Source organism: Prevotella sp. oral taxon 475, from assembly GCF_018127805.1.
Lineage (GTDB): Bacteria > Bacteroidota > Bacteroidia > Bacteroidales > Bacteroidaceae > Prevotella.
In genome coordinates this window covers 1,646,719-1,673,460 of the sequence record NZ_CP072334.1, presented here as the reverse complement: position 1 = coordinate 1,673,460, position 26,742 = coordinate 1,646,719, and the positions used below count along the sequence as shown (strand labels likewise).

Genomic DNA, 26,742 nt, shown 5'->3' with positions numbered 1-26,742 from the left:
TGCTTATGCAGTCAGCGATTATTCTGCTGCAGGAGCTTCTTCAGTCTCTGTAACAACATCTTCAGCTACGGGAGCCGTCTCTGTGGCGGCAGCAATTTCCGCTTGAGAGGCTTCTGTTTGGGGAGCTTCTTCAGCAGCAACAGCTACTTCAGCATTCTCTGCAACAACCTTTACAGGAACAACCACTTCAACTTCTTTGTGGAAGTGAACAAGAGCTTCGAAGTCGCCAACCTTCTTAATATCACGCATAGTGATGATTTTCCGGTCTACCTCGATGCCCAGCTTTTTCAGTTCTTCAGCTACGGTAGCTGTGTTCACCGAGCCATAGGTAACACCTGTTGCCGAAACCTTTGCTGCAATCACGAGAGCCACGCCGTTGAGAGCTTCTGCTTTCTTCTCGGCTTCAGCCTTGATAGCAGCCAGTTTATGAGCTTGTTGTTTCAGATTCTCGGCCAAGATCTTTTTTGCCGATGCCGATGCGATAACGCCTTTACCTTTCGGAATGAGATAGTTGCGTCCGTATCCGCTCTTCACGTTAACGATATCGTTTTTGTATCCCAGTCCGATAATATCTTCTTTGAGTATGATTTCCATTCTGTTTCCTCCTTTAATTACTTCATCAAATCGGTTACATAAGGAAGCAACGCAATTTGGCGTGCACGTTTAATCGCCTGTGCCACGCGGCGTTGATACTTCAGAGACGTTCCGGTGATGCGTCGGGGAAGAATTTTACCCTGCTCATTGAGGAACTTCTTCAGGAACTCAGGATCCTTATAGTCGATATATTTGATGCCGCTCTTTTTGAAACGACAATACTTTTTCTTCTTGGTATCTACTGACGGCGGAGTCAAGTAGCGTATTTCCGATTGTTTTTCTGCCATTTTTTTAAGCCTCCTTCAATTTTTCAGTCCATTTGTGTTTTCTCTTTTCGGCATACTGCACAGCATATTTGTCGAGTTTCACCGTCATGTGGCGGATCACCTTTTCATCGCGGCGGTAGCCAGTTTCGAGAGTTTTAATTACTTCCGGCTCTGCTTTGAACTCCAGCAGGCAGTAAAAGCCTGTAGATTTCTTCTGAATAGCATAAGCCATCTTCTTCAATCCCCAGGCCTCTTCATTCACAATCTCGGCACCATTATCGGTGAGGAGCTTCTTGAATTTAGCGACCGTTTCCTTCATCTGTTCATCAGACAAAACGGGAGTCAAAATGAAAACGGTTTCGTATTGATTCATACTAAAAATGTAAATAATGAATTGTTAATTTGCGAAAATGCGTTGCAAAGGTATGGCTTTTTATCCGGCCTACCAAATGTTTTTCGTAATTTTGCTGCCAGATAACAAGTATCAGCATGAAAAAGTTTCTCCCCTATTGTGGTCTTTTTTTATTATGTGCGGGCGTGGCATGGTTTCTTCTCAGTTACTTAGCCGGTTGGACACACCACAATCAAGTCCTATGGATGGGGTTGTTCTTAGTAGTTTTGGGCACCATCATCCATATTGTTGTGCAGAAACGAGAGGAAAAATATTGACCTTCACCTTGTTTTTGTACCCCGAATCGGAATCCATCCCCTTTTCTTAACTACATTATCCTCCTTTCTTAAGCCAATCATCTCTCTTTCTTATAATAAATAGGGTGGAGCCATCTTTATCTGTCCATTTTTCATTCTCTTAGCTTTTGCCTTGCATTTTCTTAGCTTTTGCATTTCATTTTCTTAGCTTTCGCACGCCAAAACCTAAGCTTTTGCAACTTCGTTTATTAAATACTGATTATCAGACGGTTAACTCACAGAAGATGAAAGGGCAGTATTGTAAGACATCAATAGGAGGGAATGCAAGAAGGTTTGAAAAATACTAAGTTGTAGGTATTGCCGGTTAGGCGAAGTGTTTGTACTTTTGCAAACTGTAAACAATTCGACATGATACACAACAGAAATAGCATAAGGCTGCAAATCTGCGGCCCATTTATCAAAGCGCACTGTCTCTTTTTTAGACAGTGCGCTTTTTTTATGAACATTTCTAAACAATGTTCGCTTTTCGTTCGTCTGGAAAAATCGCTTATGTCATGCAGGTGAAGAAAGACGATATCAAAGAAAAACTCGTTGCTGTGGCTCATAACGAGTTCATCAAACACGGTGTGAAGAAAACTTCTATGCGTGTGATTTCTAAAGCATCGGGTGTGGCTCTGGGCAATATTTATAAGTATTTCAAGAATAAAGACGAACTGCTCCACACCGTTCTGACTCCATTGCTCCATGCGCTTGACGAGCATATGGCATACAACAACAGCAACGACAATTTGACAATAGGCATCTTTTCTATCGAGAGTTTGCAGCGCGAGTTGATGAAACGACTCCTGAAAATCATTAAGACCTACCGCGCCGAACTGCGACTTCTTTTCTTCGATACGGCTGAAACGTCGTTGGGAGGCTATCGAAAGTGGCTGATCGACCAACAGATGCGACGCAGCATGGAGTATTTGGAACTGATGAAAGAGAAGTTTCCGCAACAAAAAGTGGAATTCTCGCCCTTTCTGATGCGCATTTGCGGTGCGATGTGGGTCACTGTGCTGACCGAAATCGTGGCCGACGACCAACTCACCGATGAGGAAATCGAGCGGTTTCTCTTGGAGTATATCAAGTTTGGCGCAGCCGGTTGGTACAAGGTGCTCGAAATTAAGTGAAAAATAAAAATGTTATTGGAGCCAATACAAACAATGAATCATACAAAAAGCAGAGTTCGTTTAACGAGCTTTCTCTTGTTGGTCTGCACCACATTGAGTGCTCAAACAGCCGTTATATACGGAAAAATAACCCAGGCCGACACACAAATGCCCCTTGCTGATGTAGCCGTTTCGGCTGATAATGGGCGTACAGGCACGTCTTCAGACAAGGAAGGTAACTATCGCATCGCGGTGAAAAGCAATCGGGTGAACTTAACCTTTCACTGCGTGGGATGCAAGACCGAGACTTTTAAGGCCACGATTGCTCAAGGCGTGGAATTTCAACACGATGTGGTGATGAGTAGCACGACCGTCAAACTGAACGAAGTGACAGTGGTGGGGCGTAATGAAGTGCGTAGGATGCGTGAGTCGGCCATGCCTGTATCGGTAATGACATTCAAGGAACTGCAAGGCACGGCATCGTCTATCGACGAGGTGTTGGCTCGTTCTGCCGGCATCACCGTTCGCAGTACGGGCGGCGTTGGGAGTGCCTCGCGACTGTCGGTTCGCGGACTTGAGGGTAAGCGACTGGGACTTTTTGTTGATGAAACATCGATGGGGCAGCTCACAAATTTCGTTACCCTGAACGATATTCCCACTGACATGATCGAACGGATTGAGGTCTACAAGGGTATCGTTCCTTATAAATTCGGTGGCTCGGCTTTGGGTGGGGCCGTCAATGTCGTAACAAAAGAATATCCGCCTATGTATCTCGACGCTTCGTATGAGTGTGGTTCATTCAACACCCATCGGGCAAATGCTGTGCTGAAACGTACCAATCAACGGCTGGGATTGCAGTTTGGGGTGGGCGGATTGTTTACTTATTCGGACAATAGCTACCTCATGACGCTGCACAACCTGGACGGGCGGCGTGTGAGACGCAACCACGATGCCTACCGGAAGGCTGTTTTCGGTGGCTCGTTGAAGGCTACGAAATGGTGGTTTGACGAACTGAAATTAGAAGCACTCTATTCTAACACACGGCAAGAGATACAGGGTATCGATACGGACATCCGCGAGGCGTTTAACCATTCTTCGGGCTTCGCTACCGAACTGACTCTCAAACGCGAGCAATTTTTTGCCGATGCCCTGGCACTCGACTTCAATCTGGCTTACAGTTATGCCGGCTACGGACTCTCGGACAAGGCGATGAAACGATATGATTGGGATGGAACGGCCTATCCTCCCACCTCTCCATATGGTGGCGAACAGGGGGCTTATCCCGCCGATGGACACAATAGGAGTCACGATCTTATCAGTAAACTCAATCTCAACTACACGCTCGATGCACACCATTCGTTCAATCTGAATGTCTATGAAGCCTACACCCGTCTGCTGCCAAAAGACGAACTGATGGAAAAGGCCTTGGGCTTTAAGGCCAATTTCAACAGCAGGATGAACAGTGTCACCACGGGGTTGTCTTACGATTTGATGCTCTTCGACAATCGTTTTCAGAGTGCTTTCATCGTGAAAGACTATTTCTTTACATCTAAGACACGCTATTTACCCAATTTCTATATGTCTAATGCCGAAAATATTAACCTGCATCGCCATTACATAGGCTGGAACGAATCAATGCGATATCGGCTCACTCACCATTTAATGGTTAAGGCTTCGTTTAGTTCGGAGGTGCGAACACCTACCTCGGAAGAACTGATTGGTAACGGATATTCTGTGTTGGCCTCTACCCATCTGCAACCCGAACGAGTGAAGAGCATCAACCTGGGGACACTCTATCGCCGTTTTCATGAGCAAAACGGATTGCTTGAGGCAGAGCTCAACCTTTTTTATAGCAGACTGAAAGACATGATTCGCTATGCGCCCGATGTGGTTCCGGCCTTCTATCACTATACCAACTTCGGCGAGGTGCGCACTTATGGCATTGAGGTCGATGTGAAATACGACATCCTGCCTTGGCTCTATGCTTATGCAAACTGCACTTACCAAGACCTCCGCGACGTGCGAAGATGGATGCCGGAATCGAATGTGGAGAATCCTACCTATAACAAACGTATCCCCAACATTCCTTATCTTTTGGGCAATGGTGGCGTGGAATACCATCGGGAGAACCTCTTTGGGGCTAAGGGAAGCAACACTCGCCTGCTGTTGGATGTCTCTTACATCCATCAATATTTCTATGACTTTGAGATGAGCGTCAACCAAGACCGTAAGATTCCTACATCGTTTACTCTCGATGCTGGTCTCGAACACAGTATGATGAACAACCGTTGGACGTTCTCTCTCAAAGTGAAGAATCTCACTAATCGCGATGTCGTGTCGGAACTGAATCGACCCTTGCCTGGTCGTTCTTTCGCCATCAAGGTGCGATATTTGTTGAAATAAGACTTTTTTTATTCATCTATTATGATCCAACATCAAATGAAAAAATTACAAACATGGAGTGCTTTGACACTCGCAGCGTTGCTTACAGCATGCAGCAACAACGACAATCTCACCCCAAGTCCGGCAAACGGTCATTATACCGAAGCCTTGTTGTTCAACACCAGCGTAACCAACCCCGACGGAAAGAGCGGTGTGGCTTACATGCAGGCTATCAACGACACGACAAGTGCTACCTACAACAACCGCAATGCCGAACCGATAGGCTATGAAACGGCATTGGTGGTACAGGGAAAAAACATCTACAGCATGCCCAGTTTTATGGGGGGCTCGAAGTCGGAGGTGACGAGATGGCAACTCAATGCACAGAATAAATTGGTGAAACAGGCCGCTCTTGCTGTTCCGGCAGCATCGGGTGCGGCTGAGGTGCTGGAGATCAGTGCTACGAAAGCTTATCTTACTTGTCAGGGATTGGGCAAAATTATTGTCTTTAATCCACAAACGATGACGAAAACAACCGACATCGACCTCAATAGTTATGCCCGGACGGGTGCTGTAAATGTAGGTCCGGCGGCGATGGTGAAGCGAGATGGGAAGGTGTTTGTGGGACTTTCGCAGTTTGATAACACCTATAAGGCGGCCTACAAAAGTGTAGACTTAGTAATGATCGATGCACAGACGGACAAGGTAGAGAAATTGATTACCAACGAGACGCTTGGTTTGAGTTGTGCCACACGTCCGATAGACGCCAGTTCCATCTTTGTAGATGAGCAGGGAGACATCTACATCATGTGTTTGGGTGCATTCGGGTTTAACAGCGATTATCCCGGTGGCATCGTGCGAATCAAGAAGGGTGCGACCGAAATCGATGCCACTTATCGTTTCCGCTTGGATGAAACGGCGATTGACGGACTGGACGTAAGGGCCGACTATGTTGTGTCTTCTTACTACGCAGGCAACGGTCTGCTTTATGCCTATGTGAGTGTCGGCAAGCTCGACCCTAAGTTTTCTGAGAATCCTTACATCGCTATTGTGAACTGCCCTGTGACCATCGATCTCAAGACTCAAAAGATAACGCGCATTAAAGAGTTGCCCATCGGCAATCCTTACAGCACCGGCGTGTGCAAATATAAGGATATAATCATCTGGGGCAGCACCAATAAGGAGGCTACGGGGTTCTACTATTATAACCCCACAACCAAGAAAGTGAAAAACGCTGCCATCAAAACCGTCGGCTTCCCGGGCTTTATCTATCATATCAAAAAATAAAGGAACGCTTGGCAATGAATCCCCCGACTCGGGATGCCAAGAGACAAATCATCGGGACAAATTGAAGTCGGGAATGGGTCATTTTTCTATGACCTGTTCCCGATTCTTATCGTTGCAGGGGTGAATTTGACAGAAACCCCATCGAAACATTTGGCGATAAAGAGGAAAAAACATACCTTTGCAAGCATCATTTAACAATCCATATACAATAAACAACGAAAATACAGAGCCTATCGATTGACATTTACTTAATAAAAAAGATGATTAAGAAATGATAGAATTGAATGAAATGACCGATGAAGAATTGGCCATGCTGTATGTTCGAGGAAACAATAGGGCTTTTGATTTGTTGCTGTCACGCAACCAGACAAAGTTGTTTTCCTATATATTTTTTATTGTACACGACCGCGATGTGGCGGACGATCTTTTTCAAGAAACTTTCGTTAAAATCATCACCAAGTTGCAAGAGGGCAGATATTCCACAACGGGGAAGTTTGCTGCCTGGATGATGCGCATTGCACATAATGTGATGATGGATTGGTATCGCAGTCAGAAAACCGACAAGGTGGTTGAGGTGTCTAAGGATAACGATCTTTCCAATATCAGCAACAGCAGCGTTTTGGATGCGAATGTTGAGAATCGCTATACCAACGAACAGGTGTTGTGCGATGTAAAAAGGATGATGAATTTGTTGCCCGTCGCTCAGCGTGAGGTGGTTTTCATGCGATTTTACCAGGATTTGTCTTTCAAAGAGATTGCCGAACTCACCAATGTGAGCATCAACACGGCTTTGGGACGTATGCGTTATGCTGTTCTCAACTTGCGCCGCATGGCTTTGTCGCACGGTGTCGCACTGCAATTAGACTGACGATAGAAAGACTGCATGGGAGAGAAAAAGGCATCGCCTTGCCAGAGAGAGGGTTCTTTTTGGCAAGGCGATGCTTTTTTAGAGGGTGGTCGATGAACTCAGGTGCTTCAGTTGGTGAATCACCGCCGTGGGATCTGTGGATTTGAAGACGTAGTTGCCGGCCACTAAGACATCGGCTCCGGCTACGATGAGCCGCGGAGCGGTCTCTGCCTGTACGCCTCCATCGACTTCGATGAGGGCTGTACTTCCGGTTGCGGCTATTAATTGTCTTAGTCGGTGGATTTTTTCGATGGTATTTTCGATGAACTTTTGTCCGCCGAATCCCGGATTGACGCTCATGAGTAGCACCAGGTCTACGTCTTTGACGATGTCTTCCAATACACTTACGGGTGTAGAGGGATTGAGGGCCACGCCGGCTTTCATGCCTGCTTCGTGGATTTTACTGACGGTGCGGTGCAGATGCAGGCAGGCTTCATAGTGCACACACATAAGCATGGCACCTGCTTGGGCGGTCTGTTCAATATAGTTTTCCGGGTGGACGATCATCAGATGCACGTCCATTGGTTTTGTGCAGACCTTCCCTACGGCTTCCAGCACGGGAAAACCGAACGAGATGTTGGGTACGAATACGCCGTCCATCACATCCATGTGCAGCCAGTCGGCCTGGCTTTGGTTAATCATTTCTACTTCCTGGCGAAGGTCGAGGAAGTTGGCTGCGAGCAGCGAGGGAGATACGATGATTTCTTTCATCTTTTCGGTTCAGTTAAAACAATACGACTTCTCTTTCCCTTTAATGGCTATGGACCTGTAGTAGTAAGCTATCTGCCGGATGATGTGCAATGTTTGCTCCGACGGTCTCATTTCTTCTGCTGTAAAATATTTCATAGGCATTGTGTTGGTTTGTTATCATTGAAAACGGATGGGGTGGGGGATTATTATATGTTTTGTTGTTTTTTATCTTGCGATAGGGTTGCGAAAAAAGGAAACGAGTCGATTTCTCTGTATTTGATCTTTCGTAGCCCTACGAAGCATCGTTTTTCTCATTTTGGGGCTTTCGTACCCCTACGAAGCTTTGTTTCTTTCATTTTTAGGCTTTCGTACCCCTACGAAATGTTGTTTTTTGCATTTTTGAGCTTTCGTATCCCTACGAAGCGTTGTTTTTCTCATTTTGGGGCTTTCGTACCCCTACGAAGCCTTGTTTCTTTCATTTTTAGGCTTTCGTACCCCTACAAGGATCTTTTTTATACGTTTGGGTTGGATTGTGGAAGATAGATAGAGAAACCAGCAAGGATTACTCGACAAATTCGAAATCATCATCATCTGTTTTCTCTTGATTCTTCGTCTGTGGCTTGGGTTGTGTTTTGAGTTGTCCTTTCTCGTCGAATAGCCCATAGGTGGTACGTAGGACGATAAATTCGGTGCGCCGGTTCAGTTGGTTGCAAATTTCTTGCCTGGCCCTATCCTGTTTCAAGATATAGTCTTCGGTTAGTGTGTCGCCCTCTTTCATCCAGGGATATTTCTCGGTGAGTTTTTTACGGATGGTCTTGGGCTTCTCTTTTCCATAACCAACGGGCGAGAGACGGGCCGAGGCGATGCCGTGGGCGATGAGGTAGGAAACGACGGATTCGGCCCGTCGCTGTGAAAGTTGTTTGTTGTAGGCGTCGCTCCCGCGATAATCGCAATGCGCACTCAGTTCGATGGCGACATTGGGGTTCTCATTAAGGAGTTTTACCAGTTCGTCGAGAGCTTGTTTCGACTCTGGTCGTAGCGTGGCTTTATCCAAGTCGTAGAAAATGTTGTCGATGAGTACGGGAGCCGTGATCGAGGCCAGAGGGAATTGTAAGACGTGTTCGTGCGACTCGGTGGAAGCTCCTACGGAGAGTTCTTCCTTGTGATTGAGAAAACCTTTGCAGGTGGCAAGTAGCACGTAGTCAACGCCTGGCTTGACTACTTGTCTGAACGATCCGTCGGACAGAACACTCAGTTTCAGATTGGTTCCGTCGGTTCCCACCATGTATACCTGAGCTGTGGGTAGTTCGTAACCCTCTTGTTCGTATACCCAACCTTTGAGTGTCTGCACAATCTCGGGATTCTCGAAGCTGTAGATGTGGTCCCAACCCCGTCCGTCACTTCGGTTGGATGAGAAGAATCCGCGATTGTAGGGCCCTTCGAAAGTCATTCCGAAATCGTCTGCGCTGGAATTGAGCGGGAATCCGGGGTGCTCAAGATGAAAGGTTCCTTGGGGATCGGCCTTGGCAATGAAGATGTCCAATCCGCCAAGGCCGGGGTGCCCGTCTGAAGAAAAATAGAAATCGCCGTTGGGACGAAAGGCTGGGAATTCTTCATTTCCCTCAGTGTTGATGGGTTTTCCCAGATTTTCTACTCCCCCAAGGCCCGATGGGGTGATGCGGATGCGCCAAATGTCGAGTCCGCCTTGTCCTCCCGGCATGTCGGAGGTGAAGTAGAGCCATTGTCCGTCGGGCGAAACGGCTGGATGGGCATAGCTCGATAGTGTGTCTTTGCTGATCTCGAGCAACGTGCTCTTTCCCCATGTGGCATCCGAACGGGCCGAGGTCATGATCTGTGCGTAACGGGGATAGGTGGGGTCGGTGGTGCATTGTGTGAGATACATGGTGCGCTGATCGGGCGAAAAGGCGCAAGTGCCCTCGTCGAACTCGGTGTTTAATGCTCCCGAGACGGGTTCGGGCTTGCTCCATCGCCCCTTGTCGTCGCGCTCCGAGTAGAAGATGTCTGCCGGTTTGGCTCCCGTGATGCCGCTTAAGGCGTCTCCCTTAGCCTCATTTCTGGTAGAGGAGAAGTAAAGTCGGTCGAATCCGTCGCCCGTCAGCATGGGGGCATAGTCTGCCCGGTGAGAGTTGAATACGTCCATTCGCTTCACCGTGTAGCCAGATCCCGCATCTTTCCATTCTTTGGCTCTTTGCGCAGAGACCAGTCCGTCGAGAGCCAGCTGATTCTTGGGGAGAGAGTCGAGCACCAAACGGAATTCCGATTCTGCCGCTTTGTAACTTCCGTTTTTCAGTAGTTGGCGGGCGTACGATAAATGCATGTCGATGCCGACGCTACTGTATCGAATTGCGTTCTGATAAGCTGCGATGGCTTTCGGTGTGGCATTGGTCCGTTCGTAGCACAAAGCCATTTTGGCAGCAATGATGCCTCGAGTGGCTTTGTCTTTTGACGGTGTTTTGGAGTAGGCTTGCTTGAATTGGGCGGCGGCATCGAAGTATTCGCCCAGTGCCAGGTGTTTTTCGGCCTGCTTGAGGTTTCGTTCTGCTCCGCAGGCTGTGAGCAGAAGCAATGCTGAAGAAAGGAGGAGGCTTATCTTGTAGAATCTCATCGTGGGTCTTTGTTTATGAATACAACGCGCAACCTCGGCTTTTATTATACGCAGAAATCCCAACCCTGCGATGCAGAGTTGGGATTCTGTTGTTTGTTTGGAATAAGTTTTGTTTCTTATTTATGCTTCAGCTTCCGGTATGACAGAAACGAAACTTTTGTCTCTTCGAGTTTTGCGGAAATTAACCACTCCGTCTACAAGAGCATAGAGCGTGTCGTCTTTACCGATACCAACGTTCTCTCCAGGATTGTGTTTTGTGCCACGCTGGCGAACGATGATGTTTCCGGCAACCACTTTCTGCCCTCCGTACATCTTGATACCTAATCTCTGTGAAGCTGATTCGCGTCCGTTCTTAGAACTACCAACACCTTTTTTATGTGCCATTCTGAATTCCTCCTGCCGTTTAAGCGATTACTTGTTTAACTTCTACCTCGGTGAACTGCGAGCGATGACCATTTCTCTTGCGGTAGCCCTTGCGGCGTTTCATCTTGAAGACGATGATTTTGTCGCCCTTTACAAGCGGGTTCACTACTTCTACCACTACTTTTGCACCATCTACTGTGGGTGCACCGACCGTAACTGCTCCTTCTTTGTCTACGAGCAGCACCTTGTCAAATTCAACGGTCTTGCCAGCTTCCACATCCTTGATGTGGTGAACGAAAAGCTTCATGCCTTGTTCTACCTTGAACTGCTGACCGTTAATTTCTACAATTGCGTACATTGTTATATTTGTAAAACGGTTTTCCGCAAGGCGATCGGAGTCGTTCCGATGCTTATATGAGCCTCCACGGACTAAATCGGCTGCAAAAATACAAATAATATTCCAGTGTGTGAAGGTGCACAGATAGACCCAATCTTTTTTTACGACTTATTAACATGCCTCTCTCTGTATTCTCTTGGGAGAGTTGGCACACGTTGATGATAGGCCGATTCCTGTGCAGCTGCTTTTTGAATTTCCGTCGTTTTTGGGTACATTTGCAGTAACTTAATCAAAAATGATAGAACAAGAATGAATGTCGTACAGGAAAAAGGAAATGGGGAAAACTGCGAGAGCGAAGAACTGTTGGCAACTCCGCAGGAATTGACGGAGGATGGATGTCCGTGGTATGCCGTGAAGCTCTATTCGCTGAGGTTGAACGATGTGCTGTCGTATTTCAAGGAGCAGGGGCTGACTTGTTTTGTCCCGATGGAATATACATTGGCTGATCGGGGCGTGAAACTGAGGAAACCGGTGTTTCGACCCGTGGTGCGCAATCTGGTGTTTATCAAGAAAGATCGAGAGGAACGGGAGATGAGGCGCATTGCGGGTGCATCGATTTATAAGTTGTCGGTGGTGCGCAAGACTCGAACGGAGAGAGCGTATTATGAAATTTTGGCCAAAGAGATGCGGGAGTTTATGCTGATGTGTAGTCCGGAGATTGAAATGCGCCAATATTTAAGTGTGGAGGAGGCCAAGCTGAAGGCGGGCACTCCAGTGGTGGTGAGATATGGGCCGTTGAGAGGTTTGAGCGGAAAGTTGGTTCGCAGCAGTAAAAAGTATTTTCTTTTGAAGGAGATTCCCGGTATTGCGGTGATGATCAAGGTGAGTCGATGGTGCTGCGTGGCGGAAGAAGGATGAAGAGTAAAGAAACAGGAGGGAGGTTTGAAGAATAAAAAGATTGAAGAGCTTGATACGAGCATAGAAGAGAGAAAAAAGAAAAGTCCCCGAGAGCAGGATGCTTTCGGGGACTTTTTCGGAGGTTAGTAGGCGAAGAGAGGATAGTCTGCCATTCGTTTGTTGACGCGTTTGCGAACGTCGGCGATGACGGTCTCGTTTTCGGGTTGGTTGAGCACTTCTTCGATGAGTTGGGCGATGAAGGCCATGAGATCTTCTTTGGCACCGCGGGTGGTGATGGCTGCTGTTCCGAGTCGGATGCCACTGGTTTGGAAGGCGCTGCGAGTGTCGAAGGGCACCATGTTTTTGTTGACGGTGATGTCGGCGGCCACGAGTGCGTTTTCGGCTACTTTACCGGTGAGTTTGGGATATTTGTCGCGCAGGTCTACGAGCATGGAGTGGTTGTCGGTTCCGCCGCTCACGATGGTGAAGCCTCGTTTGAGGAGTTCTTCTGCCAGCACTTTTGCGTTTTGTTTCACTTGTTGTGCCCAGGTTTTGAATTCGGGTTGGAGGGCTTCTTCGAAGGCCACGGCTTTGGCGGCGATGACGTGTTCGAGCGGTCCGCCTTGGATACCGGGGAAGACGGCTGAGTTGAGCAGTTGGCTCATCATTTTTACTTCGCCCTTAGGTGTTTTCTTGCCCCAGGGGTTTTCAAAGTCGCGTCCCATGAGGATGATTCCCCCGCGTGGTCCGCGCAGAGTTTTATGGGTGGTCGAGGTGACGATGTGGGCGTAGCGCAGCGGGTTGTCCAGAAGTCCGGCGGCGATGAGTCCGGCGGGGTGTGCCATGTCGACCATGAAGATGGCTCCGACGCGGTCGGCGATATTTCGCATGCGTTGGTAGTCCCACTCTCGGCTGTAGGCCGATCCGCCGCCGATGATGAGTCGGGGTTGATGTTCGAGGGCGAGTTGTTCCATTTCGTCGTAGTCTACACGTCCAGTTTTGGGGTCGAGGTTATAGCCGATGGGGTGGTAGAGGATGCCGGAGGTGTTGACGGCACTGCCGTGGGAGAGGTGTCCGCCATGGGCGAGGTTAAGTCCCATGAAGGTGTCGCCGGGGTTGAGACAGGTGAGGAGAACGGCTTCGTTGGCTTGTGCGCCGGAGTGGGGTTGAACGTTGGCGAACTCGGCTCCGAAGAGTTTTTTAACTCGTTCGATGGCCAGATTTTCCACTTTGTCTACCACCTCGCAGCCGCCGTAGTAGCGTTTGCCGGGCAGTCCCTCGGCGTACTTGTTGGTGAGATACGATCCCATGGCTTGCATCACTTCGGGGGAGACGAAGTTTTCGGAGGCAATCAGTTCGATTCCTTTCAGTTGCCGTTGATGTTCTTGCTCAATGAGCGCAAAGATTTCTTGATCTTTTTTCATTGTTTTAATTGTTTATGTTAGTGAAAATTGAGGTCCATTCATTATTGACAATTGATCATGGGGGAGTGATGAGGTGGTTCTGAAAAGTTCAGAAAGCTTCCCTGGGTGCCAGCGGCGGTTCTGAAAAGTTCAGAAGGCTTCCCTGGGTGCCAGCGACGATTCTGAAAAGTTCAGAAGGCTTCCCTGGGTGCCAGCGACGGTTCTGAAAAGTTCAGAAGGCTTCCCTGGGTGCCAGCGGCGGTTCTGAAAAGTTCAGAAGGCTTCCCTGGGTGCCAGCGGCCGTTCTGAAAAGTTCAGAAGGCTTCCCTGGGTGCCAGCGGCGATTCTGAAAAGTTCAGAAGGCTTCCCTGGGTGCCAGCGACGATTCTGAAAAGTTCAGAAGCTTCCATCTTGCTTGAGTTCTGCGTTACACCAATTGCACCTGGTCGATGGCCTGTTCCATGTCGCAGTAATGACATTTTAGGGTGCGACTGGCCTTGTCGACCACGCGAAAGAGTGTGGGCATGGGCTCGTTGTTGGTGATGCACTTCGGATTGTGGCAGCGCACGATGCCTCGTAGTTCTTCGGGCGTTTTGACGGTTTTCTTTTCCGTGACCTCGTAGTCGCGGATGATGTTGAGCACGATGTTGGGGGCTACCACCGAGAGGCGCGATATTTCTTCGTCGGTGAAATATCGGTCGCTCACTTTGATGATGCCTTTCCGGCCTACTTTCTTTGAGGCGTAGTTGTTGCCGATGGTGATGGGTTCGCCGAGGGTGTGAAGTTCCAGCAGACTGGCCACTTGAAAAGTTTTATCGGCGGGGATGTGATCGATGACGGTTCCGTTTTTGATGGCGGCCACGAGTCGTTCTTTCTTTCCTGTTGTCATGGGATGATGGTTGAATCGTTTTTCACTGCTTGAAGACTGATGCCCAGTACGTCGCAATACAGGGCTTGGCGGGCATAGAGCCCGTTTCGGGCCTGTTGGATGTAGTAGGCGTGGGGATTGCCGTCTACGTCGTAGGCGATTTCGTTGACGCGTGGCAGGGGATGGAGGATGCGCAGGTTGGCTTTCACATGGCCGAGCATGTCGTTGCGCAGGATGTAGACATCTTTCACGCGCTCGTATTCCATCAGATCGGAAAAGCGTTCTTTCTGCACACGGGTCATGTAGAGGATGTCGGCCTCGGCGATCACCTCTTGGTTAAAGTCGGTGTGTTCCTCAAATCGGATACCCTGCTCCTGGCAATAAAGTTTGTACTCGTTGGGCATGGCCAGCTCCTGAGGCGCAACGAAGTGGAAGGTGGGATTGAAATGCCGCATAGCTGTGAGGAGCGAGTGGACGGTTCGGCCGTATTTCAAGTCGCCCACCAGGCAGATGTTTAGATTCTCGAGCGTGCCCTGCGTTTTGTAGATCGAGTAGAGGTCTAGCAGGCACTGCGAGGGATGCATATGTGCTCCGTCGCCAGCATTGATAATCGGCACCGGAGACACCTCGCTGGCATACTGTGCCGCTCCCTCGATGTAATGCCGCATCACGATAACGTCGGCATAATTGGCTACCATCAGAAGGGTGTCTTTGAGCGTCTCGCCCTTGGTTACGCTCGTAGCCTTGGCATCCGAAAAGCCGATGATACGGGCTCCAAGCCGTTGGGCGGCTGTTTCAAAGCTGAGGCGGGTGCGGGTGGAGGGCTCGAAGAAGAGCGAGGCAATCACCTTTCCCTTGAGAATCTCTCGATTGGGATGGGTTTCAAACTCTTGTGCCATGTTGATGAGATATTCGATCTTCTCTCTCGACAGGTCGGCAATCGTCACAAAATCATGTTTTTCCATTTGTCATGGGGTTATTTCGAAGTCTTATTTTGCGTGCTAAGATAGGTATAATTTTCTTGAATTGAACGTATATAGTAGGAAAAGTTGTATTTTTGCACATATTTATCATTTAGTTTTTGATGAGAAAGAGGTTCATTCATTTCCTTTGGAGCGTGTTGTTGCTCGCCGTTCTATCCTCGGGTTTTGCCTTTGTTGCTATATGGTTCGGCTGGATCGGTTATATGCCGCCCGTCTCCGAATTGCAAAACCCCATCAATCGGTTTGCCACGCAGATCTATTCCGCCGACGGAAAGGTGATGGGCACCTGGAACCAAAACCGCGAAAACCGCATTTGCATCCCTTATTCAGATCTCTCTCCCCATCTTGTTCATGCACTTGTGGCTACGGAAGACGCCCGATTCTACGACCATTCCGGAGTAGACTTTATCGCTCTGGCCCGGGCCTTCGTCAAAAGAGGACTCATGGGGTATGCCAGTGCCGGTGGAGGAAGCACCATTACCCAGCAGTTGGCCAAGCAATTGTATTCGGAAACGGCCCATTCTACCCTCGAAAGACTCTTGCAAAAGCCCATCGAATGGGTCATTGCCATTAAATTGGAACGAAATTATACCAAGGAAGAAATCATCGCTTTCTATCTCAATTATTTTGATTTTCTTCATAATGCCGTGGGCATCAAGACGGCTGCTAACACCTATTTCAATAAGGAACCTAAAGATCTCTCCGTCACCGAGGCTGCCACTCTCGTCGGGCTCTGTAAGAATCCTTCACTCTTCAATCCTGTCCGTTATCCGGAAAGAAGTCGAACCCGCCGCAATGTGGTGCTCTCTCAGATGGTGAAAGCCGGCTATCTCTCCGAAACGGAATACCGAGAATACTGTCTGGAACCGATGGCTCTCAACTTCCATCGCACCGACCATAAAGACGGAGCGGCTACCTATTTCCGCGAATTCCTCCGGCAATATATGACAGCAAAGATGCCAGAGCTCAAGAATTATCCCGAGTGGAACAAACGACAATACGTCTTCGACTCCATCGCCTGGGTCTCCGACCCGCTCTATGGCTGGTGTAATAAGAATCTGAAGAAGAACGGCGAACCGTATAACATCTACACCGACGGACTGAAAGTGTACACCTCCATCGATAGTCGCATGCAGCAGTATGCCGAAGATGCCGTGTATAAGCATTTGGCAAAGTTTCTTCAGCCCGCCTTTTCCAAAGAGAATAAGGCGAAACCCAACGCTCCCTTCACCCAACAACTCACTTCGGAGCAGGTTCGTTCGATATTGAACCGCTCGATTACGCAAAGCGAACGCTACCGCACATTGAAGGCCTCGGGATGGTCTGAAGAAGAAATCAAACGCTCGTTCAGAACTCCCACCGACATGACCGTCTTTACTTATCACGGAGACATCGACACCGTGATGACCCCCATCGACAGTATTCGCTACTACAAGTCGTTTTTGCGAGCAGGCTTTGTTAGCATGGACCCGAAGAACGGACAGGTGAAAGCCTACGTTGGCGGGATAGATTTCACCCACTTCCAGTACGACATGGCCACGGAAGGCCGTCGACAGGTGGGCTCCACCATTAAACCTTTCCTCTATTCGTTGGCTATGGAGAACGGATTCTCTCCTTGCGACGAGGCTCCTAACGTGCAACGCACCTATATGGTGGCCGGAAAAAGCTGGACGCCAAGAAACGCCAGTCGCAGCAGATACGGGCAGATGGTGACGCTGAAATGGGGACTTGCCCAGTCCAGCAACTGGGTTTCGGCCTATCTCATGAGCAAACTTAATCCGCAACAGTTCGTTCATTTGCTGCGCGATTTCGGACTCAACAACCCCGACATCCATCCCTCCATGGCCTTGTGTCTCGGTCCTTGTGAGGCCAGCGTCTGCGAGATGGTGAGTGCCTATACAGCATTTGCCAATCATGGCATCCGCAGTGCGCCTTTGTTCGTCACCCGTATCGAAGACAACGAGGGCAACGTGATAGCCTCTTTTCAGCCTCGTATGAACGAAGTGATAAGCGAGGCCAGTGCCAACAAAATGCTCGTAGAGTTGCAAGGCGTCGTGAATGGAGGCACAGCCGGCCGACTTCGCTACAAATATCAATTCACGGGCGACATCGGCGGTAAGACCGGAACAACCAATCGCAACTCCGATGCCTGGTTCATGGGCTTTACACCACAGTTGGTGAGCGGTTGTTGGGTGGGCGGTGAAGACCGCGACATCCACTTCGACTCGATGAATATGGGTCAAGGAGCCACGATGGCACTGCCTATTTGGGCCTATTTCATGCAGAAAGTTTATGCCGACCGGAGATTGGGTTATCGTCAAAGCGTAGGATTTGAACTGCCAAAGGGCTTCGACCCGTGCCAAAAAGAAAGCGCAGGTGTTGACGAATTTGGTATTGATGAAGTATACGAATAGTTATCTTTTAAAATATAAACCGATGAGAAAAACCTTTCTTCTCTTATTTATGTTGGTCGTTTCGGCCACAATGACAGCTCGCAGTATGCGCAGTCTTTGGATTTCCATGCCTCCATCCGTCATCCCCTATTTAGATAAGAGCAAGCGTTTGGAGATGCTCGACCTGATAGACATAAAGGCTATAGCCGAGGTGTCGAACGCTTTGGGCGAACCTTGTAGGATCGATACGCTCACAGGCAGTTTTCTCTCTGTTCAATTGAGCGATGTTTCTTCCTTGCAGATGAAGCTCTTGCCTACGTCAGAGAGAGACACGATTCTCTGTCTGGTGCAGTCTTATGCAGCACCGGCTGTTGATAGCCGCATCTCATTCTACAGTTTAGACTGGAAAGAATTGCCTGTACCGCAGCCGGATCTCAGTCTGTTGATCGTCCGTCCGGACACGATGACCGCAGAAGAATTTACGGCATGCAAGAAACTCTTAGATCCGCTTTTGGTGTCGTTCTCTTTGTCGGCAGAAAGAAATGAACTTACGGCAACACTTTCACCCACTCTTCTCAGTAAGGAAGAGCGAGACCGGATAGAACCGATCATTATGCAAAGGAAATATAAATGGAATGGACTCACATTTAATTAATGTTATACAAGAGAGCCTTTCCTTATTACGAACTTGTAACAACGAAATAAAACCGTAACTTTGTAACGTGTTTTTCATGGTATTAGATTATTAAGGTTAAGAAAGATTGGTTGTCGTGAGACAATCAATTTTTTTTCGTTTTATGGTTCCTTCTTCTTTATCTTAAAGGCAAATATATATGAGATATATCCAGTTGTTCGGCGAGGTCTTCTCATACCTCTTCCGTTCTCTTAGCTTTTGCAACTCAAAAGCTAAGAAAACAGAGTGCAAAAGCTAAGAGATTGGCATGCAAAAGCTTAGCTTTCGCAGACTCAAAGAAAAATCCGAGGAAAACGGATAGGAAGGGTTCTCTTTTTTCACACATCTTTTCTGTATTCGGCTCTTTTGCGTAACTTTGCCGTAAAACTCAGGATATGATAAAAGCTTTATTTTTCGACATCGATGGGACGCTCGTCAGTATGGCGTCACATCAGATTCCGCCGTCGGCAGTTCAGGCCATTACACAGGCTAAAGCCATGAATTGCAAAGTGTTTATTGCTACAGGTAGGCCGTTTGGTATTATTAATAACATCGAACCTATCGAGCCTCTTATTGACGGTTACATCACAGCCAGCGGTGCCCATTGCTTCGTGGGCGATGTCGTTGTTTATCATCATCCGCTCCAGAAGCAAGAGGTGGAAATGGTTTTGGCGGATGCCCGGGAGCAGGACTATTCGTGCGTGGTGGTGGGCGAGCAGGATATTACCACCTTTAATTATAAGGATAATATCGATCGGATCTTCAGACGCAAACTCGATATTGGTAATATTGACTATCATCTGCCACTGGAGCAGGTGCTGCAGCAGGATATTCTGCAAATCACTCCTTTTCTGAACCATCGGCAGGAACGACAACTCCTATCTCGACTGCCTCATTGCATCGCTGCACGCTGGCATCCCGAGTTTGCCGACCTTACTTCCGACCAGGCAGATAAGGGCAAAGGGCTTGAGGCTATTGCCCGATATATCGGCGTAGACCTTTCTGAATGCGCGGCCTTTGGAGATGGTGGAAACGATATGAGTTTGATCAAGACGGCTGGAATGGGTGTGGCGATGGGCAATGCCGGCAACGAACTCAAACAAATGGCCAACTTTGTGACGACCGATATCGATGCAGACGGTATTCGAAATGCGTTGCTTCAGCTGCAAATCATCTCCTAAAGTCTAAGGAAAAGGTGTTTTTCTATGATACGAAAAGTCTGTTGCGACATGGTGGCAATAGACTTTTTGTTTCTCGAACCGTGGGAATATAAAAATCAGTTCTCACAGATAGCTCTGTGAGAACTGATGATTTTCTTTGTAGTGGATAGGGGAATCGAACCCCTATGCCAAGATTGAGAATCTTGTATCCTAACCGTTAGATGAATCCACCGTTAAGTTGAAAACTTGTTTTCTTATTGTTTTGCGTTGCAAAGGTATGAGTTTCCGAACAATTCACCAAATATTTGGATAATATTTTTCTGTGGAGGCTGCATGCAGAGTTCAGCATAGAATCAGGTTTGCCTGATGAAAGGCTTTTCTTCCTATCAGAAGAGAAGTGGGTAAATCTTGAGAAGGGTAACGACTGAAAGGAACAAATGGAGGATGGAAAGGGTAGGGGATTTAGTTAAAAGATAAAAAACGTTTGAGCGCGTTCCCTTCAAATTGATAAATTTATATACCTTTGCACGTGCAAAACGGGTGAGTCTTGCACGGCCAGCTCCCTTCGAATCCTCCAGGACGGGAACGTAGCAAAGGTAGTTGGTTGTAGCGGCGCGATGCAAGTAGCTCACCCACCCCGCCTCTTTAGCTCAGTTGGCCAGAGCACGTGATTTGTAATCTCGGGGTCGTTGGTTCGAATCCGACAAGAGGCTCGATAAATATAAGTGGATAAATAAATGAGATTCTCCCAAAAGTTGGCTAAGACTTTAGGGGGAATTTTATTTTTAAGGGAATGAAAAGCACGAATCTTAAGGGAATAAAAGGCACGAATGACGGGAGCTGAAATATATGCCTTAAGAGAATGAAGTATGCTTCAAGGAAGTGAAGAACACGTGTCAAAGAATGGAGAAACGGATATTAGAGATTCGGTCTTTGAGGCTTCTCAAACTGAAATAAAGTTCTTCTTGCAAGCGGAAGAGGAGCCAGGAGGAGCGGAAGGGTATGTAACCGAACTTCAAGCGATGGGTGCGGGCGAGCTGACTGGTGTCGATGAGCTGCCACACGCGTTTAATTTCTGAGAGACCGTAGCGTCTGTCTTGGGGCGAGAGCTTGTGGCGGTATTGGTAATAGAACAGATAGGTGTCGATGAGATTGAGCCAACGCACGTTCTCGTAGAGGGAGAGGATGGTGGACGAGAGGTGCAAGTTACGCAGTTGGGCGGCCATGCTGTCGTTGGCTTTGAGGTAGTCGAAGCGGCGCAGACTCACGCGGTGTGTCACCGAGAGGGGATGTTGGCGGTAAAAATAGGTGCCGGAACAACAACTCACCTGTCGTGAGTGCAGGTAATGTAGACGAGTGGTGTTATCGTCGCTATAAGCTTTTGCGCTTTCATCGTAGGGGTATTGGCGGTGGATGTGGGTTTTGAGGAGATAGAGTCCGTGGATGTCCCAGGTGAGACTTTTGAGGAAGGCTTCCTGTCCGGAGAGCTTCTCGAAGGGCTGCATGGGATATTCTTCTTCCCGTTGTTGGGCATGATCGTTGGTGAGATGAGCATGATTGCTGGCAGGATGAGGGAAGACGTTGATGAGATGGAAGAGTACACAGTCGGTCTCCGCCTGTGTTTCCATCTTCTCGACGGCCAGTTGCAGAGCGTCGGAGCTCATCCAGTCGTCGCTGTCGAGCATGCAGATGTATGTTCCGGTGGCTTGTTTGAGGCCCTGGTTCCGGGCGTGTGCCTGACCGCTATTTTGTTTCAGAGCAATCACTTCCACGCGTGGATCACGCCGAGCGTACTGCCGGGCGATTTCGAGTGAAGTATCGGTAGAGGCATCGTCGATGCAGAGGATTTGAATATCGCGCAGGGTTTGTGCCAGAAGCGAATCGAGACATTGGTGCAGGAAGGTTTCGGCGTTGTAGATGGCGACGAGGATGGAGACTTTAGGCATGTTTGATTTTCTTGTAGACTTTTGCTGTGAGCGAGTTCCAGAGCGACGTTTTTCTCCGCAGGATATTCACGGAGAGGGCTGTGCTCAGGGCAGTGAGCGAGAGGCCTACCAGCCAATACGTCCACGAGGTGGCTGTGAGGGTAAGTAGATAGGCGGCGGCGAGAATGGGAGCCTGCATGAGCGCGTATCGGACGACGGAGCCCGACAGACGAAAATTGTATTTCCTGCGGGTATAGACGAGCACGATGGTCAGGTTGATGAGCGAGGCCAACGTGATGCCGATACCGGTTCCCAGGAGTCCATTCCAACGGAACCCCACGATGATGAGCCCCACTAACAACAGGTCGTAAACAGCCTCGAGGAAGAGATACGAGCGAGCGTCGCCCTTGGCCAGCGAGAGATATTCCACCGGCAGATAGAGGGCGCGCAGATAGATGGCCAGCACCATCACCTGCACCATTCCGAGAACGGGTAGGAATCGTCCGCTGTAGAGTAGCGGCAGGAGAACGGGCAGGCCGATAAGGAAGGCCACAAGCACGGGAGCTACGAGCAGGAGTGAGACCTCGGCCTGTCGGTTCACGGTGTGGTTGGTGGTGAACTGGCGATGAGCCACGGCCGAGAGTCGAGGGAAGTAATCGGTTTCCATCGCCGTAAAGATGGTTGAGGCATAGGCCATCGTCAGCATGTAGCCGGCATTGAAGAGACCCACGACCTCGATCGAGGCCTGTGTATTGAGAAAGCTGCGCACCAACAGGTCGGCCCCGCTGCCCAGGATGCCGGCCAGAACGAAGGACAGACCCAGGCGCACCATCCCGCTTCCGCCGGCGAGGAGTTGTCTACACCAGGTCCACCGCGGGGGATATTGCCTGAACGAGTGGCTCACCGTGAGCAGCATCTGCCCTACGGCCACTACGAGTAGTGAGGGCACGATAGCGGCTTGGTGGAAAAAGTAGTATAGCGGAACGGAGAGCAGTAGCGAGAGTAGGAGCTGACGGATGGAGAGCCGGGCCAGGGAGCGCAGTTGCCGAGTGGCTTTTAGGATGGCCGTCTCGCTGGCCGTGAGAGCAGTGAGACCTACGATTGGGGAGAGCAGAATGAAAGACAGGCGGTGATGCTCGTCTCCGAAGGCGAATCGACTGAGCTGCGTGCTGAGCGCTGCTCCTGCCAGTGTGCCCACCAGGGCAGTGAGTAGGGTCCATTGTCGCAGACTGCCGATGGCGTGGAGCAACGACTGCCGATATCCCCGCTCATAGGCTTCGGAGAGGTTGCGGACGGCACTCATGGCTAGTCCTAAGTTGGTGGCATTGGCCAGGAGCGTAAGGGTGGAGTTGAACAGTGAAATCAGTCCCACGCCGGCCGGTCCCAGGAGGATAGCCACCAGCTTGGTGCGCACCATTCCCAGGAGAATTGTGAGCCCTTGCACGCCTCCGAAGAGACCTGTATAGGTGAGGATGTGTGCATATGCGCTGGTTGTGGTGTTTGATTTTTTCATCGCTTTTTAAAACGCTGCAACGCCGACTTTATTACATTTGTCAGTCATGGCTGTTTGCATTGCGGGAGATCATTTGATCCAAACCGCCATAGCTGTTTGTACCGTCGGAGTTGATTTGATCGAATCGTACCGGATTCAATCCATCCGCGCGCGATAATCCTCGTAGCCATATCGCCGAAGCAACTCCAACTGGCCGTCGGCATGCAGGAGGGCAATTGAGGGATGGGAAATGCCGTTGAAGAGATGAGTTTTCACGGTGGTGTAGTGCAGCATGTCTTCAAAGATGATATTCTCGCCGGGCTGCAGCTTGTGGTCGAAACGCCACGAACCCATAAAATCGCCCGAAAGACAGCTGTTCCCCCCCAGTCTGTATATATATAAAGGTGAACCAGAGGCAGTGGCATCCAACGGTAGGCTCTCGGCACCGCGCACTCGGGGTTGGTAGGGCATCTCGAGACAGTCGGGCATGTGGCAGGTAAAGCTCACGTTGAGGATGGCCGTGCGCAGGCCCCGATCTTCCACCACATCGACCACCTGTGCTACCAAGGGCCCCGTCTGCCAGGCAAAGGCACTGCCGGGCTCGAGTATCACCCGGAGATGTGGATAGCGCGAACAGAAGTCGCGCAGAAGACGAACGAGGAGATTGACGTCGTAATCCGCTCGCGTCATGAGATGCCCCCCCCCGAAGTTGATCCACTTCATGCTCGCGAACCACGAGCCGAACCGCCGCTCGATGTGCTTCAGGGTACGCTCGAAGACGTCGGCTCCGCTCTCGCAATGGCAGTGGCAATGTAGCCCCTCGATGTCGGTGGGTAGCTGCGCGGGCATGCGTTCTGCCGTCACGCCGAATCGGCTGCCCGGAGCGCAGGGGTTGTACAGGTCGGTGCTCACCTCGGAGTATTCAGGGTTGATGCGCAGTCCGAACGAGAGTTGGGGATTGGCCTCTCGGGCCCGGGCATGAAGACGTTCATACTGGGAGAGCGAGTTGAAGGTGAGATGACTTGAATGGCGGGCTATCTCCTCGATTTCGTAATCGGTATAGGCCGGTGAAAAAGTGTGCGCCAGAGCTCCGAATTCATCCGTCGCCAGTCGGGCTTCGCACAACGAACTGGCCGTCGTCGCCCCAATATATTCACGAAAAATAGGGAACGTCTTCCATAACGCATACGCCTTAAAAGCCAGGATGATCTCTACTCCGGCCTGCTGGGCTACACTTTGGATCAACGCGAGATTACGCCGCAACTTCGTCTCTTCCAAGACATACATCGGGCCCGTAAGCCCATCAAAGGAATTCAAGTCTGTCTTCATTTCGCGTGCAAAGGTAACTTTTATATTGTTTAAATTGCGGGACTGATTGAAAATTCCTACTTTTGCAATCGTAAAAACGCCTGCGATGAAGCTCGTTATCATGACAAAATCTACATTCTTTGTAGAAGAAGACAAAATACTCGCAACGCTCTTCGAAGAGGGGATGGACAGACTACATCTGTATAAACCCAACTCCTCGGCTCTCTATTCTGAAAGACTGCTCTCCCTGATTCCCGATAACTTTCACGAGAGAATCGTCGTGCACAACCATTTCCAATTGGGAAATGAATACCACCTGGCAGGAATCCACCTCGACAGTTCTTCCGTTCAGCCGCCACGAAAGGTAAAAGGCAAAATCGGACGCACCTGCGAAGATCTCGCCCTCTTGAAAGAAATGAAGAAAAATGCCAACTACGTTTTCCTCAGACGCATTTTCCCACATCCCGATAACAAAAACAAATCCGCCTCTTTCACCTGCGAAGAACTCGAAAAGGCCGCCGAATGCGGACTCATCGACAAAAAGGTATACGCCTTAGGTGGAGTCGACCTCGACCATATTCGGCAAGCCCGAGACTTAGGTTTTGGCGGCGTCGTCGTGTGCAGTGATCTCTGGAATCGCTTTGACATCCACAACGCCACCGACTACCGAGCCCTCATTTCCCACTTCCGTCAATTGCAACGGGCCACAAGCTGATCCATTCCCAAGTCCCGCTCGCTGGAAATATCTTCTCAACACCTCCGCAACAACAATCCATCACAAACAATAAACAACAACAAAAGAAATGAGTGAACAGAACTCTTTTTTAGTATTTTCAGGCACTAACACTCGTTATCTCGCCGAAAAGATCTGCGCCAGTCTGGGATGTCCGCTGGGTAATCTCGTCGTAACCCGATTCTCCGACGGCGAGTTTGCCGTGTCCTACGAAGAATCCATCCGCGGACGCGATGTGTTTCTCGTGCAAAGCACCTTCCCCAACTCAGACAATCTCATGGAATTGCTCCTGATGGTCGATGCAGCCAAACGCGCCTCGGCCCGCAACATCATCGCCGTGATTCCCTATTTTGGCTGGGCTCGCCAAGACAGAAAAGACAAACCACGCGTGAGCATCGGTGCTAAACTCGTGGCCGACTTGCTCAGTACGGCCGGCATCAATCGGCTCATCACTATGGACCTGCATGCCGACCAGATACAAGGATTCTTTGACGTCCCCGTAGATCATCTTTATGCCTCGGGCGTCATCCTTCCCTATCTCCAGGCCTTGCAACTCAAAGACCTCGTCATCGCCTCTCCCGACGTGGGCGGCAGCAAACGCGCCAACACCTACGCCAAATACTTAGGCTGTCCGCTCGTACTTTGCAACAAAACACGCGCTCGCGCCAACGTCGTAGATAGTATGCAGATTATCGGAGACGTAAAAGGGAAGAACGTTGTTCTCGTAGACGACATGGTCGACACGGCCGGAACCATCGCCAAAGCCGCCGACGTGATGAAAGAAGCCGGAGCAGAAAGTGTGCGAGCCTGTGCCTCACACTGTGTTATGAGCGGTCCAGCGTCAGAGCGTGTGCAGAATTCGATGCTTGAAGAAATCGTCTTTACCGATTCGATTCCCTACACCAACCGCTGTTCAAAGGTGAAACAACTCTCCGTTGCCGACATGTTTGCCGAGACTATACGCCGTGTCGTGAGCAATGAAAGCATCTCTTCACAATATCTGATTTAAACACAATCCCTCTCGCAGGGACTCTCAACACGGCGAACTCTCATACCGAAGAGAGAACTTCTCGATACACAAGAGGTGGTTTCCCGACGCATTGGGAAGCCACCTCTTGTGGTGTAAATGATGTTAGCGCGAGAGTACCAAGTACTCTCGCGCTAACAACCGCTATGCGGTTGTTTATGTACAGTGTACCCAATAGGTGACAAATACGATTTCAGTATATAGCAGATGACCTCACGATACATGAGAAGTACGATTCCGATGCATAACAAATGGCCTCCCGATGTACAAGAGTGCTTTACGATGTACTAGAAACCACCTCTTGTGGTGTAAATGATGCTTGTGCACAAAATACCAAGTGCTCTTTCGCTAACAACCGCGTAGCGGTTGGTCTGTTGGCAGAGCAGGGTTGGCGAGTGAAACGAGCCTACCCTGCCTACGACGTGCAAAGAGAAAGCAAGGCCGTAGATCTTGGTCTGTTTAAATCCCTTAAGTTAGGGGGGTGGAGGGATCGTTTTGATCTCCTGAGTTAGAGGGATTTTCGATAAAAACAGACCAACCCCGTTGGGGTTGTTATAAGTGGGTGCCGCTTAAACAGGGTAGGCTCGCTTCACTCGCCAACCCTGCTCTACCAACAGACCAACCCCGTT

General features: G+C 49.4%; 23 protein-coding genes, 2 tRNA genes and 1 other RNA gene. 12 read left to right on the top strand and 14 right to left on the bottom strand.

Features of this window, described 5'->3' with window-relative positions:
- Positions 1-18: 18 nt before the first annotated feature.
- Genes rplI through rpsF form a run of 3 tightly spaced genes read right to left on the bottom strand, consistent with a single transcriptional unit; the run spans position 19 to position 1,233 of the window.
- The gene (rplI, locus tag J5A66_RS06635) at positions 19-594 is read right to left on the bottom strand and encodes a 50S ribosomal protein L9 (RefSeq protein WP_211789881.1); all 576 of its coding nucleotides are present in this window, start codon (positions 592-594) and stop codon (positions 19-21) included.
- Between the two features lie 17 nt (positions 595-611).
- Positions 612-881, bottom strand: coding sequence for a 30S ribosomal protein S18 (gene rpsR / locus J5A66_RS06630; RefSeq protein ID WP_211789880.1), 270 nt, complete (start codon positions 879-881; stop codon positions 612-614).
- 4 nt (positions 882-885) lie between these two features.
- Entirely contained in the window at positions 886-1,233 is a 348-nt protein-coding gene (gene rpsF, locus J5A66_RS06625; protein WP_211789879.1) for a 30S ribosomal protein S6, read from the bottom strand.
- 790 nt (positions 1,234-2,023) lie between these two features.
- On the opposite strand from rpsF, the gene J5A66_RS06620 reads away from it, so the two are divergent.
- From J5A66_RS06620 to J5A66_RS06605, 4 genes are all read left to right on the top strand, one after another.
- Positions 2,024-2,680, top strand: a complete 657-nt coding sequence (locus J5A66_RS06620) for a TetR/AcrR family transcriptional regulator (protein WP_249109931.1) — start codon at positions 2,024-2,026, stop codon at positions 2,678-2,680.
- Between the two features lie 33 nt (positions 2,681-2,713).
- Entirely contained in the window at positions 2,714-5,062 is a 2,349-nt protein-coding gene (locus tag J5A66_RS06615; RefSeq protein WP_211789878.1) for a TonB-dependent receptor domain-containing protein, read from the top strand.
- Positions 5,063-5,098: 36 nt separating this feature from the next.
- Positions 5,099-6,328 carry a hypothetical protein gene (locus J5A66_RS06610; protein WP_211789877.1) on the top strand — a complete coding sequence of 410 codons (1,230 nt, stop codon included), beginning with the start codon at positions 5,099-5,101 and terminating at the stop codon, positions 6,326-6,328.
- Between the two features lie 271 nt (positions 6,329-6,599).
- Entirely contained in the window at positions 6,600-7,196 is a 597-nt protein-coding gene (locus J5A66_RS06605; protein ID WP_211789876.1) for an RNA polymerase sigma factor, read from the top strand.
- A 78-nt stretch (positions 7,197-7,274) separates the two neighbouring features.
- Here the strand turns inward: J5A66_RS06605 and rpe are convergent, their stop codons facing one another.
- The 4 genes from rpe to rplU form a co-directional block, all read right to left on the bottom strand.
- Positions 7,275-7,946: a ribulose-phosphate 3-epimerase gene (rpe, locus tag J5A66_RS06600; protein WP_211789875.1), complete on the bottom strand. Its 672-nt coding sequence runs from the start codon at positions 7,944-7,946 to the stop codon at positions 7,275-7,277.
- Positions 7,947-8,487: 541 nt separating this feature from the next.
- Entirely contained in the window at positions 8,488-10,551 is a 2,064-nt protein-coding gene (locus J5A66_RS06595; protein ID WP_211789874.1) for an OmpA family protein, read from the bottom strand.
- Between the two features lie 120 nt (positions 10,552-10,671).
- Entirely contained in the window at positions 10,672-10,935 is a 264-nt protein-coding gene (rpmA, locus tag J5A66_RS06590) for a 50S ribosomal protein L27 (protein WP_211789873.1), read from the bottom strand.
- A gap of 19 nt (positions 10,936-10,954) precedes the next feature.
- A complete protein-coding gene (rplU, locus tag J5A66_RS06585) occupies positions 10,955-11,272 on the bottom strand; it encodes a 50S ribosomal protein L21 (RefSeq protein WP_211789872.1) in 318 nt (105 codons plus the stop codon).
- A 288-nt stretch (positions 11,273-11,560) separates the two neighbouring features.
- Between rplU and J5A66_RS06580 the strand changes: the two genes are divergently transcribed.
- Positions 11,561-12,169, top strand: a complete 609-nt coding sequence (locus tag J5A66_RS06580) for a UpxY family transcription antiterminator (protein WP_211789871.1) — start codon at positions 11,561-11,563, stop codon at positions 12,167-12,169.
- Positions 12,170-12,291: 122 nt separating this feature from the next.
- Here J5A66_RS06580 and glyA read toward each other — a convergent pair whose 3' ends face one another.
- The 3 genes from glyA to pyrB form a co-directional block, all read right to left on the bottom strand.
- A complete protein-coding gene (gene glyA, locus J5A66_RS06575) occupies positions 12,292-13,572 on the bottom strand; it encodes a serine hydroxymethyltransferase (protein WP_211789870.1) in 1,281 nt (426 codons plus the stop codon).
- A 406-nt stretch (positions 13,573-13,978) separates the two neighbouring features.
- Complete coding sequence (locus J5A66_RS06570) at positions 13,979-14,440, bottom strand: aspartate carbamoyltransferase regulatory subunit (protein ID WP_211789869.1); 462 nt, start codon at positions 14,438-14,440, stop codon at positions 13,979-13,981.
- Complete coding sequence (gene pyrB, locus J5A66_RS06565) at positions 14,437-15,384, bottom strand: aspartate carbamoyltransferase (RefSeq protein WP_211789868.1); 948 nt, start codon at positions 15,382-15,384, stop codon at positions 14,437-14,439. The genes J5A66_RS06570 and pyrB overlap by 4 nt, the downstream gene beginning before the upstream one ends.
- Before the next feature lie 119 nt (positions 15,385-15,503).
- Here pyrB and J5A66_RS06560 point away from each other — a divergent pair, with 119 nt between their 5' ends.
- The 3 genes from J5A66_RS06560 (at position 15,504) to J5A66_RS06550 (ending at position 19,649) form a co-directional block, all read left to right on the top strand.
- Positions 15,504-17,816 (top strand): transglycosylase domain-containing protein, encoded by a 2,313-nt coding sequence (locus tag J5A66_RS06560; protein ID WP_211789867.1) that lies wholly within the window; start codon positions 15,504-15,506, stop codon positions 17,814-17,816.
- 22 nt (positions 17,817-17,838) lie between these two features.
- Positions 17,839-18,450, top strand: coding sequence for a DUF3256 family protein (locus tag J5A66_RS06555; RefSeq protein WP_211789866.1), 612 nt, complete (start codon positions 17,839-17,841; stop codon positions 18,448-18,450).
- Between the two features lie 413 nt (positions 18,451-18,863).
- Entirely contained in the window at positions 18,864-19,649 is a 786-nt protein-coding gene (locus J5A66_RS06550) for a Cof-type HAD-IIB family hydrolase (RefSeq protein ID WP_211789865.1), read from the top strand.
- A gap of 139 nt (positions 19,650-19,788) precedes the next feature.
- Here J5A66_RS06550 and J5A66_RS06545 read toward each other — a convergent pair.
- Positions 19,789-19,860 (bottom strand) — tRNA-Glu (locus tag J5A66_RS06545).
- Positions 19,861-20,166: 306 nt separating this feature from the next.
- On the opposite strand from J5A66_RS06545, the gene ffs reads away from it, so the two are divergent.
- Positions 20,167-20,265, top strand: an RNA gene (ffs, locus tag J5A66_RS06540) — signal recognition particle sRNA small type.
- Between the two features lie 2 nt (positions 20,266-20,267).
- Positions 20,268-20,341: transfer RNA gene (locus tag J5A66_RS06535), tRNA-Thr, on the top strand.
- A gap of 183 nt (positions 20,342-20,524) precedes the next feature.
- Here J5A66_RS06535 and J5A66_RS06530 read toward each other — a convergent pair.
- From J5A66_RS06530 to nspC, 3 genes are all read right to left on the bottom strand, one after another.
- Positions 20,525-21,574, bottom strand: a complete 1,050-nt coding sequence (locus J5A66_RS06530) for a glycosyltransferase family 2 protein (RefSeq protein ID WP_211789864.1) — start codon at positions 21,572-21,574, stop codon at positions 20,525-20,527.
- Positions 21,567-23,066 carry an oligosaccharide flippase family protein gene (locus J5A66_RS06525; protein WP_211789863.1) on the bottom strand — a complete coding sequence of 500 codons (1,500 nt, stop codon included), beginning with the start codon at positions 23,064-23,066 and terminating at the stop codon, positions 21,567-21,569. Before J5A66_RS06525 ends, J5A66_RS06530 begins: the two co-directional genes overlap by 8 nt.
- Positions 23,067-23,201: 135 nt before the next feature.
- Complete coding sequence (gene nspC / locus J5A66_RS06520; RefSeq protein ID WP_211789862.1) at positions 23,202-24,374, bottom strand: carboxynorspermidine decarboxylase; 1,173 nt, start codon at positions 24,372-24,374, stop codon at positions 23,202-23,204.
- Between the two features lie 85 nt (positions 24,375-24,459).
- On the opposite strand from nspC, the gene J5A66_RS06515 reads away from it, so the two are divergent.
- Together J5A66_RS06515 and J5A66_RS06510 are read left to right on the top strand one after the other, a co-directional pair.
- A complete protein-coding gene (locus J5A66_RS06515; protein ID WP_211789861.1) occupies positions 24,460-25,068 on the top strand; it encodes a thiamine phosphate synthase in 609 nt (202 codons plus the stop codon).
- An 88-nt stretch (positions 25,069-25,156) separates the two neighbouring features.
- Positions 25,157-26,095: a ribose-phosphate pyrophosphokinase gene (locus tag J5A66_RS06510; protein WP_211789860.1), complete on the top strand. Its 939-nt coding sequence runs from the start codon at positions 25,157-25,159 to the stop codon at positions 26,093-26,095.
- Positions 26,096-26,742: the final 647 nt, after the last annotated feature.

Bases quoted from the DNA above. Each gene is read 5' to 3' on its own strand.
- J5A66_RS06580 (WP_211789871.1), top strand. From the start codon at position 11,561: ATGAATGTCGTACAGGAAAAAGGAAATGGGGAAAACTGCGAGAGCGAA.
- nspC (WP_211789862.1), bottom strand. From the start codon at position 24,374: ATGAAGACAGACTTGAATTCCTTTGATGGGCTTACGGGCCCGATGTAT.
- rpe (WP_211789875.1), bottom strand. From the start codon at position 7,946: ATGAAAGAAATCATCGTATCTCCCTCGCTGCTCGCAGCCAACTTCCTC.
- rplI (WP_211789881.1), bottom strand. From the start codon at position 594: ATGGAAATCATACTCAAAGAAGATATTATCGGACTGGGATACAAAAAC.
- J5A66_RS06510 (WP_211789860.1), top strand. From the start codon at position 25,157: ATGAGTGAACAGAACTCTTTTTTAGTATTTTCAGGCACTAACACTCGT.
- J5A66_RS06605 (WP_211789876.1), top strand. From the start codon at position 6,600: ATGATAGAATTGAATGAAATGACCGATGAAGAATTGGCCATGCTGTAT.
- J5A66_RS06530 (WP_211789864.1), bottom strand. From the start codon at position 21,574: ATGCCTAAAGTCTCCATCCTCGTCGCCATCTACAACGCCGAAACCTTC.
- J5A66_RS06515 (WP_211789861.1), top strand. From the start codon at position 24,460: ATGAAGCTCGTTATCATGACAAAATCTACATTCTTTGTAGAAGAAGAC.
- J5A66_RS06550 (WP_211789865.1), top strand. From the start codon at position 18,864: ATGATAAAAGCTTTATTTTTCGACATCGATGGGACGCTCGTCAGTATG.
- glyA (WP_211789870.1), bottom strand. From the start codon at position 13,572: ATGAAAAAAGATCAAGAAATCTTTGCGCTCATTGAGCAAGAACATCAA.
- rpsR (WP_211789880.1), bottom strand. From the start codon at position 881: ATGGCAGAAAAACAATCGGAAATACGCTACTTGACTCCGCCGTCAGTA.
- J5A66_RS06560 (WP_211789867.1), top strand. From the start codon at position 15,504: ATGAGAAAGAGGTTCATTCATTTCCTTTGGAGCGTGTTGTTGCTCGCC.
- J5A66_RS06620 (WP_249109931.1), top strand. From the start codon at position 2,024: ATGTTCGCTTTTCGTTCGTCTGGAAAAATCGCTTATGTCATGCAGGTG.
- rpsF (WP_211789879.1), bottom strand. From the start codon at position 1,233: ATGAATCAATACGAAACCGTTTTCATTTTGACTCCCGTTTTGTCTGAT.
- J5A66_RS06615 (WP_211789878.1), top strand. From the start codon at position 2,714: ATGAATCATACAAAAAGCAGAGTTCGTTTAACGAGCTTTCTCTTGTTG.
- J5A66_RS06610 (WP_211789877.1), top strand. From the start codon at position 5,099: ATGAAAAAATTACAAACATGGAGTGCTTTGACACTCGCAGCGTTGCTT.
- J5A66_RS06525 (WP_211789863.1), bottom strand. From the start codon at position 23,066: ATGAAAAAATCAAACACCACAACCAGCGCATATGCACACATCCTCACC.
- pyrB (WP_211789868.1), bottom strand. From the start codon at position 15,384: ATGGAAAAACATGATTTTGTGACGATTGCCGACCTGTCGAGAGAGAAG.
- rpmA (WP_211789873.1), bottom strand. From the start codon at position 10,935: ATGGCACATAAAAAAGGTGTTGGTAGTTCTAAGAACGGACGCGAATCA.
- rplU (WP_211789872.1), bottom strand. From the start codon at position 11,272: ATGTACGCAATTGTAGAAATTAACGGTCAGCAGTTCAAGGTAGAACAA.
- J5A66_RS06570 (WP_211789869.1), bottom strand. From the start codon at position 14,440: ATGACAACAGGAAAGAAAGAACGACTCGTGGCCGCCATCAAAAACGGA.
- J5A66_RS06595 (WP_211789874.1), bottom strand. From the start codon at position 10,551: ATGAGATTCTACAAGATAAGCCTCCTCCTTTCTTCAGCATTGCTTCTG.
- J5A66_RS06555 (WP_211789866.1), top strand. From the start codon at position 17,839: ATGAGAAAAACCTTTCTTCTCTTATTTATGTTGGTCGTTTCGGCCACA.